Here is a 20,595-nt window from a genome sequence, read left to right as displayed (position 1 = left end):
GTTGGGTCGATGGTTGTTGGCGGCGGTCATGGCGGTACTGGTCTGCGTGCTGCTGTTTTTACTGCATGTTTCCGAACGGATACCGCTGCTGCTTACGCTCAATATCTGGGCGCTTTCCGGTTCGCCATTGCTGGTCTGGGTTCTGGCGTTCGGCGCGCGTGCCTATACCCATGGGTGCGCGCTGAGTCGTTTTCAATTCTTGGAAGAAGAGGCGCAAGTTGCCCAGCAATCCTGGCAGCGTTGGGCGCAGCGTTATCTTGCCGTGTCTGCCGGTTGTGTAGTGCTGCCTGATCAAGTGTCTGCGAGCGTATTGACTTCGCCCGGCTTTGACGTGCTTTCCCGAACAGGGCAAGCACGGCGTATTGCCGATTTGCCGACGGAGACGGAGAGGGCACGTGCCGGTTTGCAGATTTTGATCGCGGCATTGGTACCTGCACTGCAAGCGTTGCCCATGGAGCAGGCGTTACGGGTCACGCTACTGAGTGACGTTCACCCCAACGAATACGATGCTTTACGTAATGCCTGGCAACAAACCTGGACCCTCAAGGTGGACCGGCCGTTGCCTGCAACGCTCAACTTGGCGGGCGAGTTATCGTGCCGGTGGGTCGACGAAACGTTGAAGGCCGCCAGCGCTAGCGTCGAGTTGATTCTGGTACTGCAGGTGCACGGCAAGGATTCGTACTCCGACGGGCTTGCCGCCCTATTGCTATGCCCGGACAGCCTGGCAAGCGTCCTGGGATTACCTATCGCCGCTGGCTTGTTACGTCCAATGCCATTGAGCGTCGACGCGTTGGACAGCGAGTTGCCGTTATTCCTGCAGACCCAACCCAGCGCCTGCCGGGCAACCGGCCTATTGGCCGACACCATTTGTTGGAAGCCACTTACCGGAAAAATGCTGGCTGTCGCTGGTACCCAAGGGGCGGCACTCAGCGCGGAAAAACAGTGGTTTCAGGAAAGTTTTTGCGGGCTCTCGGGGCCACTCGGTCACTGGCTGGTGATTGCGCTTGGCGTGGAAATGGTGCGGCATCAGCGCCAGCCTTTGTTGGTGTTGACGCGAGAGCAAACGCAGCACTGGATCAGCACGGTTACTACAGGAGAGTTGGCATGAAGGTATGGAGTCATTCATGGCGCCGCGCGGGAGCAGCGATTTGGATCCTTACGTTGACAGCTGCACTGGGTTGGGCGATCTGGCGGTATGGCGACCAGATCGGGCTGGCTGAGAACCAGCCTAAGCTGTTGGCTTTTTTGCTGATCATCACCCTCGTAATGGCAGGCAATCTGGCGCCACGGTTATTGGCGCAGCTCAAACGTCAAAACCACCGCGAGCAGGGGCGGATGGATAAGGTCTATGCCCCCGCAGATGCTCAAATGCGCTCGCCTCGTCAGCCGATTGTGGTGCTCTCTGAGCTACGCAACCACCTAAGCAAAACCCACGGCCCCCTCTGGCGCCGCAAAGTCCTTCTGTTCCTCGTCATCGGCGAACCCGCCGAAATCAATGCCATCGCCCCCACCCTGGCTGATCAGCATTGGTTAGAAGGCCAAGGCACTGTCTTGCTATGGGGCGGTAGCATCCAGGCTTCGGTGGATGAGTCATTCCTCAAGCAGTGGCGTGGCCTGAGCCGTGGGCGTGCACTGGACGGCGTTGTCTGGGCACTCAACACAACCCAGGCCGCCGATGATGCCGCCTTGGGCGCTGGCCTGTACCAGTTGCAACGTCTGGCTCGTGGTCTGTATTGGCAGTTGCCGCTCCACCTCTGGCAGGTCTGTAACAGCCCATGGTCGCAAGACAGCCGTAGAGCACAGCCGGTGGGCTGCCTGTTGCCCGCGCGTTTCTCGGCGAAGGCGTTGGAAAGTGCGCTGGCTGGCCTGGTTGAGCCTCTGCGCCGCGAGGGTTTGGCGCAGATCAATACAGTGATGCAGCATGATTTTTTGCTGCGCCTGTCCCGGGATTTACAGGGCGAGGGTATTGCCCGTTGGCGTCATACGCTGGCGCCATTGTTCGGTAGTTTTACCGTTGGCGTGCCGTTGCGTGGGGTGTGGTTCGGCCTGCCGATAAAGCCCAGTCAGCGCGAGTCAGACCATTACTGGCCGGTTACGCCGGTATGGAACGGCGTACTCGGTGCCAGCCCCTACAACCGTCGATTGGGCTGGAACGTACCACGCGTTGGCTATGCATTGGTGCTGGGACTGGCGCTGTTCTGGACGTCAGGATTACTGCTGTCGTTTGCCAGTAATCGTGCACAGATCGCCCACGTGCAGACCACATTGGCGGCGTTGCAGGCGTCGGCCAGCCACAATGAACAACTGCTCGCACTCACCGACCTGGTACGCGAACTGGGCCGCCTCGACTACCGCGCCGAATACGGCGCGCCCTGGTACCAGCGCTTCGGCCTGAATCAGAACCAGGACCTGCTCGATATCGTCTGGCCACATTACGTCGACGCCAATAACCGCTTGATCCGCGACCCGGTCGCCGCCCAGTTGCAACGCCAACTCGACGCATTGATCAGCTTGCCACCCGGCAGCGAGCAACGTGTAGTACGTGCCGAGGAGGCCCACGCGCAACTCAAGGCCTACCTGATGATGGCCCGCCCACAAAAAGCCGACGCAACGTTTCTGATCAACACCAAACCGCTGCGCGACGGCCTATCACCGAACCTGTGGCAGTTCTACAGCGAACACCTGGCGGCGCACCCAGCCTGGGCCATCACGCCCGATCCGGTGCTGGTCGCCCAGGCTCGGCGGGTGCTGCTCAGCCAATTAGGCCAACGCAACGCCGAAACCACGCTGTACCAGCAGCTCCTCGACACCGCCGCGCATCAATACCCTGAGCTGTACATGCACACCATGCTCGGCGATACCGATGCCCAGGCCCTGTTCTACACCGACGCCAGCGTGCCTGGCGTGTTCACCCGCCAGGCCTGGGAAGGCCAGATACGCCAAGCCATCGACGAGATCGCCGAGGCCCGTCGTGAAGAAATCGACTGGGTACTCAGCGACAACCAGGCCGACATCGCCACCGAGCTGACACCAGATGAACTCCGCGAACGCCTCACCGAACGCTACTTTCAGGATTACGCCAGTGCCTGGCTGAGCTTCCTCAACAGCCTGCGCTGGCAACAGGCCCGCAGCCTTGACGAAGTCATCGACCAGTTGACGTTGATGAGCGATGTACGCCAATCGCCACTGATCGCGTTGATGAACACCGTGGCCTATCAAGGCCAGGCCGGTGCTCGCACTCAAGCCCTGGCCGACTCGCTGGTGAAGTCCGCACAAAAGCTGATCGGGCAGGATAATGCCCCAGTGATCGACCAGATGGCCCAGATCCCAAGCAGCCCACTGGACGCCACCTTCGGCCCGCTATTGGCGTTGCTCGGCAAAGGCCCCGAAGGCAAGACCGGCGCCGATAACCTGAGTCTCCAAGCCTTTTTAACCCGGGTAACCCGCGTACGCCTGAAGTTGCAGCAAGTCAGCACCGCGCCGGACCCACTTGAAATGACCCAGGCACTGGCACAAACCGTGTTCCAAGGCCGCAGCATCGACCTGACCGACACTCAATCCTACGGCAGCCTGATGGCCGCGAGCTTGGGCGCGGAGTGGAGCGGGGCGGCGCAAACGTTGTTCGTGCAACCGCTGGAGCACGCCTGGCAACGGGTGCTGCAACCCTCGGCGGCGGGGATCAACAGCCAGTGGCAACGCTCGATCGTCAACCATTGGAATGATGCCTTTGCCAGCCGTTACCCCTTTGCGGCCACCGCCAGCGACACGTCGCTGCCGATGCTGGGGCAGATGATCCGCGCGGACTCCGGGCGCATCGAGCAGTTTTTACAGCGGCAACTGAGCGGCGTGTTGCGCAAGGAGGGTAACCGTTGGGTGGCCGACCCGCGCCACAGCCAGGGGCTGCGTTTCAACCCGCACTTTCTGACGGCCATCAACCAACTCAGCGACCTCGCCGATGTGCTCTACACCGACGGCGGCATGGGCCTGAGTTTTGAACTGCAAGGCAAGGCCGTGCGTGATGTGGTGCAAACCACCTTCATCCTTAACGGCGATAAACACCACTATTTCAACCAGAAGGAAAGCTGGCAGCGCTTCAACTGGCCGGGGCGTAGCGACTATCCCGGCGCGAGCCTGAGTTGGACCAGCGTGCACACCGGCGAACGGTTGTTCGGCGACTACCCCGGCACTTGGGGCCTGATCCGTCTGTTGGAAAAAGCCCAGCTCACGCCGTTGGATGACGGCGACATCCGTTACCGAATGGTGCTGAAGGCGCCTGACGGCCTGAACCTGACCTGGCACTTGCGCACCGAGCTGGATGCCGGGCCATTGGCGTTGCTCAAATTAAGGGGCTTCAAATTGCCCCAGCAGATATTTGTCGATGACGGTCGCAAGCTTGCGGGTACACGCGGGGTGCCAGGTACTTAATAGGTGGCGACTACCGTTGGTCGCCTTTCATGCTTCAGAATGTTATTAAGTTGACGTCATTTTTCACGCCTTTTAATATCGCCAGCCACTGATGGCAACGTGACATTAATTGTTCGTCTGCTGATACCGACACTGCTCACACCACACCTAAAAGGACTTTCCCGTGGGATTTCGCGCGTTTCGAAATTGTATCGCCCTGATTTTTGTATGCTCCGGCCTGTTCGGCTGTGCGGCCAATATTCAAAAGCCTATCGAACTCGATGCCCAGTTCTGGAGTGACAAGAGCCAGACCATCGGCGTGGCCATGAGCACCTTGCCACCGTCGGAGCTGGTGCTCGGCGGCAACCAGGGCTTGTTGGACCTGGCGATCAACAAGGGCATCAACAGTAAGCTCAGCGATCAGGTCAGCACCTGGAAGCTGCAGGACACCACGTCGATCCCGGATGAAATTGTCGCCAAGCTGGTGGCCAAGGGTTACAAAGCCAAGCGTATCGACGAAGCGGTCGACGTGAAGCTGTTCAAGGAAAACAAATTCCGCGAAGGTTTCTTCGGTCGCGATCTGACGCCGTTGCAAGCCAAGTACGGTGTGGATCGCCTGCTGCTGATTTCCTACACGGCCAGCGGCGCCTACCGTACTTACTACAGCGTGGTACCGACCAGCGTGCCAACCCCGCAAGTCGGCGGTATTGGCCTGGTGGTCGACCTGCATGACAACCACCTGCTGTGGTACAAGCCGTTTGCCGTGACCCAGCCCGCCCAGGGCGAGTGGGACCAGCCCAACTACAGCAACCTGTCGAACGCCTACTACCAGGCCGTGGACAGCAGCCGCCAACTGGTTATCACTCCCTTCGCCCAATGAGGGCGTTGAGTTGCGCCGTGCTGGCCGCCGGCAGCCTGTTGCTTGGTGCATGTGCCCAGCAACGGTTGCCGGAGCCGGGCTTCAACACGCCGTCTGCGCTGTCGTATGTGAATGCCCACGGTGCCAAGGTGCAGGTGCAACTGCCGACTGAAGGCTTTATCACCGCGTCGATGGTGATTGACAGTAAGACCGCGCTCAGCGCCGCGCAGACCACAGACAACGTGACCCGCAACGCGGTGGGCGCCGGTGGCGTGGTGGGCTTGTTGATCGCCAGTGCCATCAACACCCGCACCGGCGTAGGTGCGCTGGAACGCGATGCGCGCCAGAGCGCCGAAAACGACTCGCGGCCGATGGCGGCATTGCTCGCCGAGCAGAACCTCGACGCGATGTTTACCCAGCGCTATCAGCAGACCAGCCTGGCGGCAGGCCTGCCTGCGGCACAAGGGCAGGTCAGCGCGTTGGTGTTGATCGAGCCACGGCTGGTACTCAGCGCCGATCGCGGCAGCTTCGTGCTGGTCAACCGCGTACAGGTGCAGGATATCGCCGGTTCCGTGCTCTACCAGCGGCGTATCGAAGTGGTCGGCCAGCCGTTCCGCAGTTGTGGCGCGCAGTGCATCGACGACGGCCACCTGGAAACGGCCAAGGTCAACGAGCAGCTTGAACGCTGCATCGACGAGTCGATGCGCGTGCTTGCGCAAGACCTGCGCGCCGTCGACAGCCAGGCCGAGGTCGAGCAGACCGTACGCTACGTGCTCGACGGCCGCCGCGTGGTCGAGCGGGGTCGGGTGTTGCCTTCGGCGGGCGTGTACAGCCGTTACCGCAACCTGGATGGCGCGATCAAATCGGTGCCGATGCCGTTTGAAAACGTGGCCGTGCAACGCGTCGCGCCATAACGCAACTCAAGCCACCGGGATCAATGGGTCGGCCGCCGCCAGTGCCAGGCTGCGGTCGGCTGCCGGCGGGTAGATCCACACGGTGTTGATCTGGGTTTTGAGCTCCTTGGCATCCTGGCCCACCCGTTTCAACTGGCGGTCCCAACCTTCGGTGTACACCGCGCCCCAGGCGCCCAGGTCCAGGCAGGTCACGTATTTGGGCTGGCTGTAGGTCATCGGTGCCACGCCGATCAGGTCGGCCGCCACGTTGTTACCGGCGTAGCGGCCCAGGGCAATGGCGTGCTGGCAGGACATGCCGGCGAAGTTGCCCAGGTCGTCGCAGGCGGCGTAGGCCACATCACCGGCGGCGAACACAGCGGCCTGGCCTTTGACCTTGAGGTGACCGTCCACATGCAAGCGACCTTGTGGGTCGCGGGCGCCGCTGACTTGCTCGGTCAACGGGTTGGCACGGAAACCGATGGTCCAGATCACCGTGCTCGACTCGATGCGTTGCCCATCCGCCAGGGTCACGCCGCCGGCATCCACCGAGGCCACTGAGGTGTTGAGTACCCATTCAAGGCCAAGCGCCTGGCTGGCGTCGATGATCGACGGGCGAATGCCATCGCCCATCGATGCGGCGATCTGCGGGCCACGGTCTACCACGATCACGCGGATGTTGGCGTTTTCACCCAATGCCGCTCGCAGCCGCGCCGGCATTTCGGTGGCGGTTTCGATCCCGGTAAACCCGCCGCCGGCGACCACCACGGTGTTGCGCGCGGGGCTGTCGGGTAGCTTTCCAAGAGCCTTGATATGCGCTTCGAGACGCGCGGCGTCTTCGATCTGGTCCACATCGAACACCTGCTCGATGCCGTCCATTTTCGGGCGATTCAAGCGGCTGCCGGCGGCCAGTACCAGGCGGTCGTACTGCAGGGTCGTGGAGGTGCCGGCCGCATTGCGGTAGGTCACCTGCTTGGCGTTTTCGTCAATGCTGTGGGCCGCGCCTTCCACGAAGGTCACGCCCACCGCGTCGAACAATGGGCCGAGCGGCGCCAGCATGGTGTGCACATCGGCCTCGTAGAAACGTGGGCGGATACGCAGTTCCGGTTGTGGTGCGAGCAGGCTGATCTGCACGTCGTTGCGGGCGTGTTTGTCCAGCAGCCGGGCGGCGCTCAGGGCGCTCCATACGCCACCAAACCCGGCGCCGATGATAAGAATGTGCTGTTTCATGGGGTTGCTCCAATGACCAAGTAAGCCGCAAGGCGTTGCTTGCTCACTGTAGAAGCCTGGGTGCTTGGCCCCAATGACACATAACCCTGAATTACTGCCACGCGTTTGGCTTAGCGCGAAAAGCGCTCACGGTAGTCACGCGGGGAAATGGCCAGGTGGCGGTGGAAGGTGTAGCGCATGCGTTCTTCGTCGCCAAAACCGCAGAGTTCGGCGATCTGGTCGATATTGCGTTGCGAGTCTTCGAGCAGGCGCCGCGCTGCTTCGATCCGGAACAGCTCCAGGGCCTTGGCCGGGGTGCGCCCGGTTTTCTGTTTGTACACGCGGGCAAAGTTGCGCGGGCTCATGCAGCTCTGTTCCGCCAGGCGTTCGACGGTGAGGCTGCTGTCGCGCAGGTTGTTGCTGATCCACACATGCAAGGTGTCGAACCCCGCGCTGTCGTCGGTCTGGGCTTGCAGCAGCTGGCTGAATTGCGCCTGGCCGCCGGGACGCTTGAGGAACACCACCAGTTCGCGCGCCACTTGCAAGGCCACTTCGCGGCCGCAGTCGGCCTCGACCAACGCCAGGGCCAGGTCGATCCCGGCGCTTACGCCTGCGGAGGTCCACACCTGGTCCTGCTGCACGAAGATCGCGTTCACATCCACGTCGATGGTCGGGAAGCCCGATTTGAGCATGTCGCACATGGCCCAATGGGTCGCGGCGCGGCGACCGTCGAGCAAACCGGCCAGGGCCAGCAGGAAAGTGCCGCTGCACACCGAGGCGGTGCGCCGGGCAGTGCCCGAGGCGGCGCGCAGCCAATCGACCAGGGCGGTGTTGTCCGCCATGGCCTGTTGGATCGCCGGGGCGCCGGGCACGATCAGGGTGTCGATGGCGGCGCGGTCAAACTGCGACAGGGTCACGGTGTCGACGCTCAACCCCTCGGCGGTCGGCATCAGGCCGCCCGCCAGGCTGGCGGTGTGCAAGGTGTAACCGGGCAAGCCACGCTCGGCCATGGCCTTGGTGGCCGCCCAGAACACCGTTTGGGCGCCGGTCAGGTCGAGCAACCCCATCTGCGGGTAGGCCAGGAACACCAGGGTGCGTGGTTGGCCGAGTGGGGTGACGATGCTCATGGATTGCTCAGCAGTTTCTCAAGCTTTTCCTGGTCCCGCGCGAACTGGCGAATGCCTTCGGCAAGTTTCTCGGTGGCCATCGCGTCTTCGTTGGAGGCCCAGCGGAACTGCGCTTCGTTGAGGGGCTGACGCGGCTCGCCGTCGGCGCCCGGCACCAATTTGCGTTCCAGGGTGCCCTGGTCTTCGGCGAGCTTTTGCAGCAGGTCCGGGCTGATGGTCAGGCGATCGCAACCGGCCAGTTGCTCGATCTGGCTGAGGGTGCGGAAACTCGCGCCCATCACCACGGTGTTGATCTGGTTGGCCTTGTAGTAGTTGTAGATGCGCGTCACCGACTGCACGCCCGGGTCTTCAGCGCCGGTGTAGTCCTGGCCGGTGCTCTTGCGGTACCAGTCGTAGATACGGCCCACGAACGGCGAGATCAGAAACACTCCGGCATCCGCACAAGCCTGGGCCTGGGCGAAGGAGAACAGCAGGGTCAGGTTGGTCTGGATACCGGCCTTTTCCAGGCGCTCGGCGGTGCGGATGCCTTCCCAGGTGGAGGCCAGTTTGATCAGCACGCGGTCGCGGCCGATGCCGGCCTGGTCGTACAGGGCGATCAACTGGTTGGCCTTGGCCCACAGCGCGTCTTCATCGAAGGACAAACGTGCGTCGACTTCGGTGGAAATACGCCCCGGGATCACCTTGAGAATACCCGCACCCACCGACACCGCGAAGTGATCGCAGGCCAGGTCCACATCGCCTTTGGACAACGTCACGGCACTGCGCAGCAGCTCGGCGTATTCCGGGATGGCGGCGGCCTTGAGCAGCAGCGAAGGGTTGGTGGTGGCGTCTACCGGGCGCAGGCGGCTGATGGCTTCCAGGTCGCCGGTGTCGCAGACCACGGTGGTGAATTGCTTGAGTTGTTCGAGCTTGGATGTCATAGCGGCTGTCTCCAAAAAAGGTTATCGGTTTAAGGCCTGTGCGGTATCCAGGTCGGTGATCAGGATGTCCAGGTAGCCGCCCTTGAGCGCGCCACGAATCGCCTGGACCTTGTTCAGCCCGCCGGCCAGGCCGAGCACACGGTGGATGGAGCGCAACTTGGGCAGCGCCACCGACACCACGAATTCTTCATCTTCTTCCAGCACCGGCTCGCCCTGGGCATCGAAATAGCGCAGGCAGATATCACCTACCGCGCCACGCTCGGCGAGCAGGCGCAACATGTCTTCGGTGTAGTAGTTGCCGCTGTTGCGCAGCAGTTGTGAGGGTTCCAAGTCGCCGATGCCGACAATCGCCAGGGTGATGCTGTCAAAGCGTTGCAGCACTTCCTTGACCTCTTCCATCTGCACGATGCGCTGCTTGCTCTGCACTGATTGCTCGATGCTTTGCGACGGCAGCAGATACGCCGGGCAGTTGAGCAGGGTGGCCAGGCGCTGGGTGAGCAGGGTGGCTTCAAACGCGCCTTTGTTGCCGACGCCACCCAACAGTTGTACCACTTCCTGGGCGGCTTGTTTGCCCGGTTGTGCATGCAGGTGGCCGACCATGGCGCGAATGGTGCTGCTCCACGACGAAATGCCGATATGGTCCTGGGGCGACAGGCTGGTTTCCAGGTAATGCGCGGCGGCCGAGCCGATGGCCTGCTTGATGCTTTCATCATTGCCGGGCTCGGTGGCTTCCACCACGATCACCCGGCGTACGCCAAAGCGGCGCTGCAACTGGGTTTCCAGCTCCAGGTGCAGGCCTTGCAGGCGCATCACACTGATCTTCACCACGCCTTCCTGCAACGCCCGGCGCAGGGCGCGGCTGATAAAGGACTGGGACAGGTCCAGTTGCGTGGAGATTTCGGACTGCTTGAGCCCTTCTTCGTAATAGAGGCTCGCGATCTTGGTGATCAGTCGCTGTTCTTCGATTTGGCTCATGAAAGCCTCAGTTATTGACTCAATGGCCGTGAGGATACCAAACCCTTACGACATGATCAGGCCGCCGTCGATATTGATCGCCTGGCCGGTGAGGTAGGCCGCGTCGTCCGAGGCCAGGAATGCCACCAGGCCCGCCACGTCGGAGGGTTTGCCGGCGCGGCGCAGGGGGATGTTCTTGACCCATTCGGCCATCAACTCGCCCTTGCCGTAGCGTTTTTCGTCGGTGCTGAGGATCTCGCCCCACACGCGGTCGTTGTAGTCCCACATCTCGCTTTCGATGATGCCGGGGCAAAACGCGTTGACGGTGATGTTGTGCGGCGCCAGCTCCAGGGACAGGCTCTGGGTGATGCCGATCACGCCCATCTTGCTCGCGGCGTAGTGCGGCGTATAGATGAAACCCTGGCGGCCCTGGCCGGAGGACGTGTTGATCAAGCGCCCGCTGCCTTGCTTGACCATGTACTTGGCCGCTTCCCGGCACCCCAGCCACACGCCGGTGGTGTTGACCTGCAGCACCTTGTCGAAGTCGGCGCGGGGCATTTTGTCATAGTGGTCGATGGTGATGATGCCGGCGTTCTGCACCGACACGTCGATGCTGCCGAAGCGCGCGTGGCCTTCACGGTAGAGCTTTTCGATGTCTGCTTCATCGGTGACATCGATGCCCAGGGCCAGGGCGTTTACCGCGTATTCCTGGGCCAGCTGGTCGGCGGTGAAGGTCACGCGTTCGAGGTCATTGGACGCCAGCACCAGGTTGGCACCTTCCTGGGCAAAGCGCTCGGCAATGCCGGCGCCGATGCCACGGCAGGCGCCGGTGATGACTACGGTTTTACCGCTGAAACGTTGCGACATGACGAGGGGCTCCACGGGTTACCAGCAAACGAAGCCGCCATCGACCAACAGGTCGACGCCGGTGCAGAAAGACGAGGCCTGGCTGACCAGGAAAATCGCCGGGCCGACCATTTCTTCCACGCTGGCCATACGGCCCATGGGCGTGGTCTGTTCAAAAATCTTCACCTGGTCGGCCACTTCCGGGCGCGAGTTCATCGGTGTGGCGGTGTAACCGGGGCTGATGCAATTGACGCGCAGGCCTTTGTCGGCCCATTCCATCGCCAGGCTTTTGCTCAGGTGGATCACCCCGGCCTTGGAGGTGTTGTAGTGCGCCTGCAACAGGCCACGGTTGACGATGCTGCCGGACATGGAAGCGATGTTGACGATGGCGCCTTTGCCCCGGGGCAACATCACGGCGGCCTGGGCCTGGCAACTGAGGAAGATGCCGGTGAGGTTGATGTCCAGGGTGGTTTGCCAGCGTTGCAGCTCCAGGTCTTCGGCGGCCTGGGCATTGGCAATGCCGGCGCAGTTGACGGCGACGCTGAGTTCGCCGAGTTCGGATTCGGTGCGCGCCACGGCGGCATCCAGTGCAGCGCGTTCGGTAACGGTGCCGCTCAAGGCCAGGGCGCGACGGCCCAGGGCCTGGATGCGCTCGACGGTGCTGGCGATGCCGGGGCTGCCGGGCAGGTCAAAGCAGGCCACATCGGCGCCGGCTTCGGCCAAACCCACCGCAATGGCTTGGCCGATGCCGCTGCCAGCGCCGGTGACGAAGGCTACTTGGCCTTGAAGACTGAAAAGTTGCATGAATTACTCCATTCTTGAAATCACAGTAGGGCTAATGTGGGAGGGGGCTTGCCCCCGATGGCAGTCTGTCAGTTGATAAATGGGGTGACTGATACACAGCTATCGGGGGCAAGCCCCCTCCCACATTTGAATCTCTATAGGTCTTGGGTTATGCAGTAGCCATTTCCATCACCGACACCGGGGTAGCCTCGCCACGCTCCAGAATGCCCATCTGCCGCCCGCGGCTCATGACCATCACCCGATGGGACAGCCCGAGCACTTCATCCAGGTCCGAACTCACCACAATCACCGCCATGCCTTTAGCCGCAAGATCGGCAATCACTTCATAAATCGCCGCCCGCGCGCCCACATCGATGCCGCGTGTCGGCTCGTCGAGGATGAACACCTTGGGATTGCGCGCCAGCCATTTGGCAATGATCACCTTTTGCTGATTACCGCCGGACAGGCTCGAAATCCGCGACTGCGGCGCGCCTTTCACGCCCAGGCGTGCCACCGCCGTACGGGCAAATTCGCGCAGGGCCGCCGGGAACACCCAGCCGCGGTTATCCAGCAGGTCGGTGTTGCCGTAGATCAGGTTGTCTTCGATCCGATGTTCCACCACCACGCCTTGCTGCTTGCGGTCTTCGGGCACCAGCACCACACCGGCCTGGATCGCCTCGAAGGGGCTGCGCAGCTGGCGCACTTCACCGTCCAGCAGCATATGGCCCTGGATGTCCTGGGCCGCACCGGCGATGGTGCGCACCAGCTCCGTGCGCCCGGCGCCGACCACCCCGGCGATGCCGAACACTTCGCCGGCGCGCACGCTGAAGTCGATGCCGTGCAAGGCGAACTCACGGCAGCTCAAATCCTTGACCTGCAACATCACCTGGTCCTGCGGCGCTTGCAGGGCGGGGAAAATGCGCTCCAGGCTGCGCCCGACCATCTGTTCCACCAGCTCGCGCACCGGCACTTGCGCGGTGGCGTGCAGGGCGATCTGGCGACCGTCGCGCAGTACCAGCACGCGGTCGGCGATGCGCGCGATTTCTTCCAGGCGATGGCTGATATAGATAAACGACACGCCCTCGGCTTTCAGCCGCTCGACCTGCTTGAACAGCAACTCGGTTTCTTCGCCACCCAGGGCGGCGGTGGGCTCGTCAAGAATCAACAGGCTGGCTTTCAGGGTCAGCGCCTTGGCGATTTCCACCAGTTGCTGGGCCGCCACGCTCAGGCCTTCGACCTTGCGCGAGGCCGGCACCTTGAGCCCCAGGCGTTCCAGTTGGATCTGCGCCTGGGCCTCGATGTACTCGCGGTCCACCCGCCCATGACGCATGGGCAGGCGGCCGACGAAGATATTCTCGGCGATCGACAATTGCGGCAGCAGGCGGATTTCCTGGTGGATCAGGCCGATCCCGGCACTCAGCGCCGCGCCCGGTGAAGCGGGGGCGTAGGGCGCGCCGAGCCAGGTCATGCTGCCCCCGGCTTCCGGTTGCACCAGGCCTGCAATGATCGACGACAAGGTGGATTTGCCCGCACCATTTTCACCGAGCAAGGCCAGGACCTCGCCGGGGCGAATATCCACATTGACCTGGGACAACACCTGCACCGGCCCATAGGCCTTGCTGATGTTGCGCAGGCACAGCACCGCGTCGGTGCTGTTATCCAGAGCTGCTGCTGGCATGACGACCTCCAAGGCTTACGGGTGCTGTTGCAGGAACGGCGCGACGTTTTCTTTGGTGGTCAGCACGGTAGGCAGCAGTTGCTCCTTGGGCACGGCCTTGCCGGCCTTGAGGTCGATGGCCGAGGCTACCGCCAGGCGGCCCATCTTCTGGGTCTGCTGGGTCATGGTGGCATTGAGCACGCCGCTTTCCACGGCCTTGAGCCCGGCGACGTCGCCGTCGAAACCGACCACCACGACTTTGTGGTCGAGGTTACCGACCTTCACCGCCTGGGCAGCGCCCAAGGCCATGGCATCGGCGCGGCCGAAGAACACCGTGATATTCGGGTCACGCTGGAGCAGGTCCTGGGCCACGGCGAAGCCTTTGTCCTGGGCCCATTCAGCCGGTTGCTGGGCAACCACCTTGAGGTCCGGGAAGGCTTTCAGGCCTTCTTCAAAGCCTTTGGCGCGGTCATTCTCGGGCGTGGTGCCGAGCTGGCCTTGCAGGATCGCGATGCGGCCTTTGCCGTCGGTGATCTTGCCCACATATTCGGCCAGGGTCTTGGCGCCGGCCACGCTGTCGCTGGCGATAAAGGTGTCGCCGGGCGCGTCGGGGGCGTTGCGGTCCACGGCGATCACCGGGATGCCGGCGGCCTTGGCGGCTTTTACCGGTACACCAGCGGCGGTGGCGCCGGCGGGGATGTAGATCAACACGTCGATCTGGCGGGTGATCAGGTCTTCAATCTGGCTGACCTGGGTGGAGGAGTTGCCCTGGGCGTCCACGGTGATCACCTTGATCCCCTTGGCCTTGCCCTCGGCTTCCACCGATTGCTTGATCTGGTTGAAGAAGTCGGCCTGCAGGTTGGCCACGGCCAGGCCGATGGTCAGGTCCTTGGCCCAGGTGGTGCCGGTGGCGGTGAGGGTGGCGGCAGCCAGAGCAGTGGCGATAAGCAGTTTCTTGGGGCTGAACATGTCGGTGACTCCTGGTTTTATTGTTGGAGGGTGTCAACTGTCGAACAGGTTTAACGGGCAGTACTGGAACGGCGGCGCAGGGTGTCGATGGTCACGGCGAGGGCAATGACCACGCCGATCACCACTTGTTGAATAAACGGCGAAACGCCGAGCAGGTTGAGGCCATTGCGCAACACACCAATGATCAGTACACCCACCAGCGTGCCGCCGATACTGCCGACGCCACCGCTGAGGCTGGCGCCGCCAATCACCACGGCGGCGATGGCGTCCAGTTCCAGGCTGAGGCCGGCGCTGGGTTGGGACGAGTCCAGGCGTGCAGCCAAGGTCACGGCGGCGATGCCGGCGAGTGCGCCGCTGATGGCGTACACCCACAGGGTAATCGCGCGCACCTTGATGCCCGACAGGCGCGCCACTTCCGGGCTGCCGCCCATGGCATAGAGGTTACGGCCACCGGCGCGAAAGCGCAGGAACACCCAGGCCAGCACCAGCATCACCAGGAACAGCCCGACGGTTGCCGACAAGAAACCGAAATGCCGCACCGTGGCCAGGCTGGTGAACCAGTCCGGGTAGCCGACGATCTGCCGGCCCTCGGTGAGAATATTCGCCAGGCCACGGGCCACCGACATCATGGTCAGCGTGGCAATGAACGGCGGCAACTTGGCATAGGTGATCAACCCGCCGGACACCAGCCCGGCAAGCATGCCGCTGGCAATCGAGATGGGAATCGCGAAGCCCAGCGGCACTGCCTGATCCTGATAGAGCCAGCCCAGCATCATCATCGAAAAGGCCAGCACCGAACCAACCGACAGGTCGATGCCGCCGATCACAATCACTGCCGTCATGCCGATGGCGAGGATGCCCAGCACCGTGACCTGATCGAGAATGTTCAGGCCATTGCGCAAGGAGAAGAAGAATTCGGAACTGAAGGAGAAGACCAGCACCAGCAGCACAAGGCCGATCAGCGGGCCGCCGATGTTGCTGGGGAGCAGTTTCACCAGGCGTGGGCGCGGTGGCGGCTTGAGTTCGGCCGGGTGCTGGACAATAGCTTTGGTGTCCACAGTGTTCTCCTGATTTATTTTTTTTGGAGTGCTTTCAGGCGCGTTGAATATTTATGCGTGCCTGACTGTTAATTCAGATTCCAGTGACACCGTGTCAAAGTCAAGCGCTTAATTTTTCCGGTATGCCTCTAGACCGGTGCTTTTGTACACCGCAAAGCCACGGGATAGATAAGCCGGCGTGGGATTTTGCCCGTTTGTCCGACGGATATTTCGTCGATTTATTTGATTTTCCGCCAGTCGCTCACTTGACCGCGGGAAAGATCGGCGTCTAAATAGAAATATATTGTCACTGCTGAATAAATATTCAAAACAGCTTTGGACACATTTACCCCCGCGTGGTCAGCCTCATAGGAGCCGCTGCATGAATGCCTTCCAGTACGACGCCCACCAGATCAAGGAACAGGCCCGCCTGATCCGCCGCCACGTGATCCGCCTGAATGCCGACTCACCGGCCGGCGGCCACACCGGGGCGGATCTGTCGGAAACCGACATCCTCGCCACCCTGTATTTCCGCATCCTCAATACCGGCCCGGAACGCACCCAGGATCCCGAGCGCGATATCTACATCCAGAGCAAGGGCCACGGCGTGGGCGGCTTGTACTGCTGCCTGGCGCAAGCGGGCTACATTCCCGAGGCGTGGCTGGCGACGTATCAGCATTTCAACTCGCATTTGCCCGGCCACCCGGTGCGCCAGAAAACCCCTGGCATCGAACTCAACACCGGTGCCCTCGGCCACGGTTTGCCGGTGGCCGTGGGGCTGGCGTTGGCGGCGAAAATGTCCGGCAGCAAAAAGCGCATCTATGTGCTGACCGGCGACGGCGAGCTGGCCGAAGGCTCCAACTGGGAAGCAGCGATGGCCGCTGCCAAGTACGGGCTGGATAACCTGTTTGTGATCGTCGACAAGAACAAGCTGCAGCTGGCCGGGCTGACCGCCGAAATCATGCCCCTCGACCCGCTGGACGTGAAATGGGCGGCCTTCGGCTTCACCGTCAGCGAGTGCGACGGTAATGACGTGGGCCAGTTGATCACCGCCCTGGAACAAATGCACACCCAAATCGGCGCCCCGCAGGTGCTGATCGCCCACACCATCAAAGGCAAAGGCGTGTCGTTTATCGAAGCCCGCCCCGAATGGCACCACCGTGTGCCCAAGGGTGATGAAATCAATGCTGCACTGGAGGAGTTGAACCATGGCGAGTGAACATTTGGCGAGCGTCATGGTGGAGGCCTTTATTGCCGCAGTCGATGCCGGGTTGGACGTGGTGCCGGTGGTCAGCGACTCCACTTCCACGGCCAAGATCGGCCCGTTCATGCAACGTTTTCCGGAGCGGCTGATCAACGTCGGGATCGCCGAGCAGTCCCTGGTCAGTGTTGCGGCGGGCTTGGCGTTGGGCGGCAAGATCGCCGCGACCTGCAACGCGGCACCGTTTCTGATTTCGCGAGCCAACGAGCAGATCAAGGTCGACGTTTGCTACAACCAGGCCAACGTAAAAATGTTCGGCCTCAACGCCGGCGCCAGCTACGGCCCGCTGGCCAGCACCCACCACAGCATCGACGATATCTCGGTGATGCGCGGCTTCGGCAATGTGCAGATTTTTGCCCCGGCCGATGCGCGTGAGTGCCGCCAGATTGTCGATTACGCATTGCGCCACGAGGGACCGGTGTATATCCGCCTCGACGGTAAAGCCTTGCCCGACGTGCATGGCGCCGACTACCAATTCGCCCCCGGCCAGGTAGATGTGCTGCGCCAGGGCGCCGACGTAAGCATCGTCGCCCTCGGCTCGGTGGTGCATGAAGCGGTGGACGCTGCCGCCGCACTGGCGGAGCAGGGCATCCAGGCGCAGGTGATCAACTTGTCGTCGATCCGCCCGTTGCAGCGCGAGGTATTGCTCAGCGCCTTGAGGGGCACGCGCGCGGTCATCAGCGTTGAAGAACACAACATCAACGGTGGCGTCGGCAGCCTGGTTGCCGAGGTGCTGGCCGAAGCCGGCCTGGGCATTCCATTGATCCGCCTGGGCATCGGCGACGGTGAGTACGCCGCCGCGGGAGCCCGTGAACCGACCCGCGCCTTGCATAACATCGACGCGGCTGGGATTGTGGCGGCTGCCACTCGGTTGCGGTGAATGCAATGACAGACAACACTCCGCTGATCCTGGCGATAGACGAAGGCACCAGCAACGCCAAGGCCGTGCTGGTCAACGAACGCGGGCAGGTGATTGCCCGCGGTTCACGGCCGCTGAGCATCAGCCACCCTCAGGCCGGGTTCTCCGAGCAGGACCCGCTGCTGATCTGGCAGAGCACCCTGGCCGCGATTGAAGAATGCCTGGCCCAGGTCGACCGGCCAATCACCGCGCTGGCGATCAGCAACCAGCGCGAATCGGTGGTGGCCTGGGACCGGCTTAGCGGTGAGCCGCTGTCGCCGTGTATCAGTTGGCAATGCCGACGCTCCACGGCGCTGTGCACGCAGTTGCACGAGCAGGGCCATGAAGCGATGATCCTGGAAAAGACCGGGCTGGCGCTGGACCCGATGTTCTCCGCTGGCAAATTCCGCTGGGTCCTCGATCACCTGGAGAACGGGCACGCCCGTGCGGCTGCCGGTGATATCTGCCTGGGCACGGTCGACAGCTGGCTGCTGTGGAAACTCAGTGGCGGCCAAGTCTTCGCCACCGACTATTCCAACGCCGCGCGCACCCAACTGTTCAACCTGCACACCTGTGCCTGGGACCCTGAACTACTGGAGCTGTTTGCGATTCCCTTGGCGGCCTTGGCGCCGATCCAGCCCAGCGCCGGCTTCTTCGCCGAGACCGTTGCCCTCGGTGGCTTGCCCGCTGGCATCCCGGTGATGTCGATGATTGGCGATTCCCACGCCGCGTTGTACGGGCAGGGCGGTTTCGCCCCGGGACTGGTCAAGGCCACCCTCGGCACCGGCTCATCCTTGATGACCCCGATGACCGGCCCGATTGCCTCCACCCACGGCCTCTCCACCACATTGGCCTGGCACGACGGCGGCAAGCCGACCTTTGGCATGGAAGGCAATATCGTCCACACCGGCGCCGCCGTGCAGTGGGCCTCGCGACTGGTGGCCGGGGAATCCCTGGATGCATTGACCGAACAGGCCGCGCAACTGCCGGACAATGGCGGCGTGTACTTTGTGCCGGCGTTGTCCGGGCTCGGCGCGCCGCACTGGAAAGCCGACGCGCGCGGCCTGATCTGCGGGCTCAGCGAAGCCACCTCTGGCGCGCATATATTGCGTGCGTCGCTGGAGTCCATCGGGTATCAGATCCGCGATGTGTTCGAGGCCATGCAGCAGGATATCGGCAGCCCGTTGAAGGAGCTGTGGGTGGACGGCGGCGCCACGCGCAACCGCTGGTTGATGCAATTTCTCGCCAACCTGCTGCAACGCCCGGTGGTGCGCAGCCTGTCGCCGGAAGTGTCGGCGTTGGGTGCGGCGCATTTGGCCGGGCGTGCATTGGGGATATGGGCGAGTGATGCGGCGTTGGGCGAGTTGGAACGTCAGCGCGAGCGGTTTGAGCCGCAGGAGGATGGGGAGATGGCTACCCGCTATTCAGAATGGAAAAAGGCCTTGGCCCGAACCCTTCTCTAACAGCATGTGGAGATCAAATGTGGGAGGGGGCTTGCCCCCGATAGCGGTGTATCAGTCATACATGTATTGACTGACCCACTGCAATCGGGGGCAAGTCGAATCGTCGCACCGCCCCTCCCACATTTAAACCTCACCAGATCTCAAGGCTTCCAGGTCTGCACATCCTTCGCATCCACCGCCTTGGGCAACAACCCCGCCTTAAAGAACGCATCCGCGATCTTCTGCTGCTCCCCCAACTGGTCAATGCTTACCGGCTGCACCTGATAGCTGCGGTGCGCATTCGCCGCTTCCACCGTGGCCACATCCAAATTACCCCACAGCGGGCCCAGCACTTTAGCCGCGTCCTGCGGGTTGGTTTTCACCCAGTGCCCGGCTTTTTCCAGCTGCGCATACACCACTTTCAACGCCTCCGGATGGGCCTTGGCGTACGGCGTGCCGGTCAGGTAATAACGCTTGTAACTGGCCAGCCCGGCGCCATCGGCCAGGGTGCGCGTCGGCAGTTGGCGCTGCACGCTGGTGAGGAAGGGTTCCCAGGTAACCCAGGCATCGACTTTATTGTTCTCGAACGCCGCGCGACCATCCGCCGGCGACAGATACGCCGGCTCGATATCCGAGAAGGCCAGGCCAGCCTTGGCCAGCGCGGCGATCAGCAAATAGTGGGTGCCGGCGGCCTTGGTCACCGCGATTTTCTTGCCCTTCAAATCCGCCAGTTGCTGGATCGGCGAGTCCTTGCGCACCACGATGGCCTGGGCCGAAGGCGAGGGCGCTTCCTGGGCGAAGTAGGTGAGTTTGGCCTGGGCCGCCTGGGCGAAGATCGGCACGGTGTCGGCGACGTCGGCGCTGATGTCCACGTTGCCCACGTTCAGTGCTTCCAGCAGCGGCAGGCCGCTGGGGAACTCGTGCCAGGACACGTCGATGTTGTCGGCCTTGAGGGCTTTTTCGAGGGTGCCCTGGGTTTTCAGCAGGGTGATCAGGGTCGAGGATTTCTGGTAGCCGATACGTACGGTTTCCTGGGCGTCCGCGCTCACGGCGACAGAAAAGGCCAGCAACCCGAGTACAGCGGCGAGGGGACGACGTATGGACATGGCACGCTCGATCTTCAACGAAATAGCGCTGAGCATAAAGTTCTAAAAACCATTCGATAAATACTTTTTCGATCTGAGCTTAGGATGCTTTTGGCGTGTTCCGACGAATCGGGCATAACCATAGAATCATAAGGTCCTTTCATAATCAGTCTTCATTAATATAATCAAAAGCGCATTTATGCCAGGCGCTTATGCCTTGCTCGTGTTTCTTTCACCTCCGACGCCAAGGCCCT

17 protein-coding genes are annotated in these 20,595 nt (G+C 62.2%); 7 read left to right on the top strand and 10 right to left on the bottom strand.

The features are described 5' to 3' along the window. Nucleotides 1-28: 28 nt before the first annotated feature. From CXQ82_RS18445 to CXQ82_RS18430, 4 genes are all read left to right on the top strand, one after another. Nucleotides 29-1,108, top strand: coding sequence for a hypothetical protein (locus CXQ82_RS18445; protein ID WP_256581816.1), 1,080 nt, complete (start codon nt 29-31; stop codon nt 1,106-1,108). A 260-nt stretch (nt 1,109-1,368) separates the two neighbouring features. Further along, a complete protein-coding gene (locus CXQ82_RS18440) occupies nt 1,369-4,425 on the top strand; it encodes an ImcF-related family protein (protein WP_256581944.1) in 3,057 nt (1,018 codons plus the stop codon). Between the two features lie 163 nt (nt 4,426-4,588). Further along, nucleotides 4,589-5,284, top strand: coding sequence for a hypothetical protein (locus CXQ82_RS18435; RefSeq protein ID WP_101271539.1), 696 nt, complete (start codon nt 4,589-4,591; stop codon nt 5,282-5,284). Then, nucleotides 5,281-6,177, top strand: coding sequence for a hypothetical protein (locus tag CXQ82_RS18430; protein WP_101271537.1), 897 nt, complete (start codon nt 5,281-5,283; stop codon nt 6,175-6,177). Before CXQ82_RS18435 ends, CXQ82_RS18430 begins: the two co-directional genes overlap by 4 nt. 6 nt (nt 6,178-6,183) lie before the next feature. Here the strand turns inward: CXQ82_RS18430 and CXQ82_RS18425 are convergent, their stop codons facing one another. The 9 genes from CXQ82_RS18425 to CXQ82_RS18385 all read right to left on the bottom strand — a co-directional run bounded on the left by CXQ82_RS18425 (nt 6,184) and on the right by CXQ82_RS18385 (nt 15,676). Then, on the bottom strand, nt 6,184-7,383 hold the full coding sequence (locus CXQ82_RS18425) for an NAD(P)/FAD-dependent oxidoreductase (protein WP_101271535.1): 1,200 nt from the start codon (nt 7,381-7,383) through the stop codon (nt 6,184-6,186). Between the two features lie 110 nt (nt 7,384-7,493). Continuing rightward, nucleotides 7,494-8,489, bottom strand: a complete 996-nt coding sequence (locus tag CXQ82_RS18420) for a GlxA family transcriptional regulator (RefSeq protein WP_101271532.1) — start codon at nt 8,487-8,489, stop codon at nt 7,494-7,496. Continuing rightward, entirely contained in the window at nt 8,486-9,409 is a 924-nt protein-coding gene (gene tal / locus CXQ82_RS18415; RefSeq protein ID WP_101271530.1) for a transaldolase, read from the bottom strand. Before tal ends, CXQ82_RS18420 begins: the two co-directional genes overlap by 4 nt. Nucleotides 9,410-9,430: 21 nt before the next feature. Continuing rightward, nucleotides 9,431-10,384 (bottom strand): sugar-binding transcriptional regulator, encoded by a 954-nt coding sequence (locus tag CXQ82_RS18410; protein ID WP_101271528.1) that lies wholly within the window; start codon nt 10,382-10,384, stop codon nt 9,431-9,433. Nucleotides 10,385-10,429: 45 nt separating this feature from the next. Further along, a complete protein-coding gene (locus CXQ82_RS18405; RefSeq protein ID WP_101271526.1) occupies nt 10,430-11,230 on the bottom strand; it encodes a glucose 1-dehydrogenase in 801 nt (266 codons plus the stop codon). A gap of 18 nt (nt 11,231-11,248) precedes the next feature. Then, on the bottom strand, nt 11,249-12,013 hold the full coding sequence (locus tag CXQ82_RS18400) for an SDR family oxidoreductase (RefSeq protein WP_065872136.1): 765 nt from the start codon (nt 12,011-12,013) through the stop codon (nt 11,249-11,251). A 148-nt stretch (nt 12,014-12,161) separates the two neighbouring features. After that, nucleotides 12,162-13,670, bottom strand: coding sequence for a sugar ABC transporter ATP-binding protein (locus CXQ82_RS18395; protein ID WP_101271524.1), 1,509 nt, complete (start codon nt 13,668-13,670; stop codon nt 12,162-12,164). A 15-nt stretch (nt 13,671-13,685) separates the two neighbouring features. Then, nucleotides 13,686-14,618 (bottom strand): sugar ABC transporter substrate-binding protein, encoded by a 933-nt coding sequence (locus tag CXQ82_RS18390; RefSeq protein WP_101271522.1) that lies wholly within the window; start codon nt 14,616-14,618, stop codon nt 13,686-13,688. A gap of 50 nt (nt 14,619-14,668) precedes the next feature. After that, nucleotides 14,669-15,676: an ABC transporter permease gene (locus CXQ82_RS18385; RefSeq protein WP_101271520.1), complete on the bottom strand. Its 1,008-nt coding sequence runs from the start codon at nt 15,674-15,676 to the stop codon at nt 14,669-14,671. Between the two features lie 361 nt (nt 15,677-16,037). Here CXQ82_RS18385 and CXQ82_RS18380 point away from each other — a divergent pair, with 361 nt between their 5' ends. From CXQ82_RS18380 to CXQ82_RS18370, 3 genes are read left to right on the top strand one after another with little or no spacing between them, the layout of a single operon-like run. After that, nucleotides 16,038-16,874, top strand: a complete 837-nt coding sequence (locus CXQ82_RS18380) for a transketolase (protein WP_101271518.1) — start codon at nt 16,038-16,040, stop codon at nt 16,872-16,874. Continuing rightward, nucleotides 16,864-17,796 carry a transketolase family protein gene (locus CXQ82_RS18375; protein WP_101271516.1) on the top strand — a complete coding sequence of 311 codons (933 nt, stop codon included), beginning with the start codon at nt 16,864-16,866 and terminating at the stop codon, nt 17,794-17,796. The genes CXQ82_RS18380 and CXQ82_RS18375 overlap by 11 nt, the downstream gene beginning before the upstream one ends. Nucleotides 17,797-17,801: 5 nt before the next feature. After that, a complete protein-coding gene (locus CXQ82_RS18370; RefSeq protein WP_101271514.1) occupies nt 17,802-19,277 on the top strand; it encodes an FGGY family carbohydrate kinase in 1,476 nt (491 codons plus the stop codon). A gap of 140 nt (nt 19,278-19,417) precedes the next feature. Here the strand turns inward: CXQ82_RS18370 and CXQ82_RS18365 are convergent, their stop codons facing one another. Continuing rightward, a complete protein-coding gene (locus CXQ82_RS18365; RefSeq protein ID WP_101273825.1) occupies nt 19,418-20,362 on the bottom strand; it encodes an aliphatic sulfonate ABC transporter substrate-binding protein in 945 nt (314 codons plus the stop codon). Between the last annotated feature and the right edge of the window lie 233 nt (nt 20,363-20,595).

The sequence above is a fragment of the Pseudomonas sp. S09G 359 genome, from assembly GCF_002843605.1.
Taxonomy (GTDB): Bacteria; Pseudomonadota; Gammaproteobacteria; order Pseudomonadales; family Pseudomonadaceae; genus Aquipseudomonas.
Note: the sequence above shows the minus strand (reverse complement) of the source record. Positions and strands in the feature narration are given on the sequence as shown.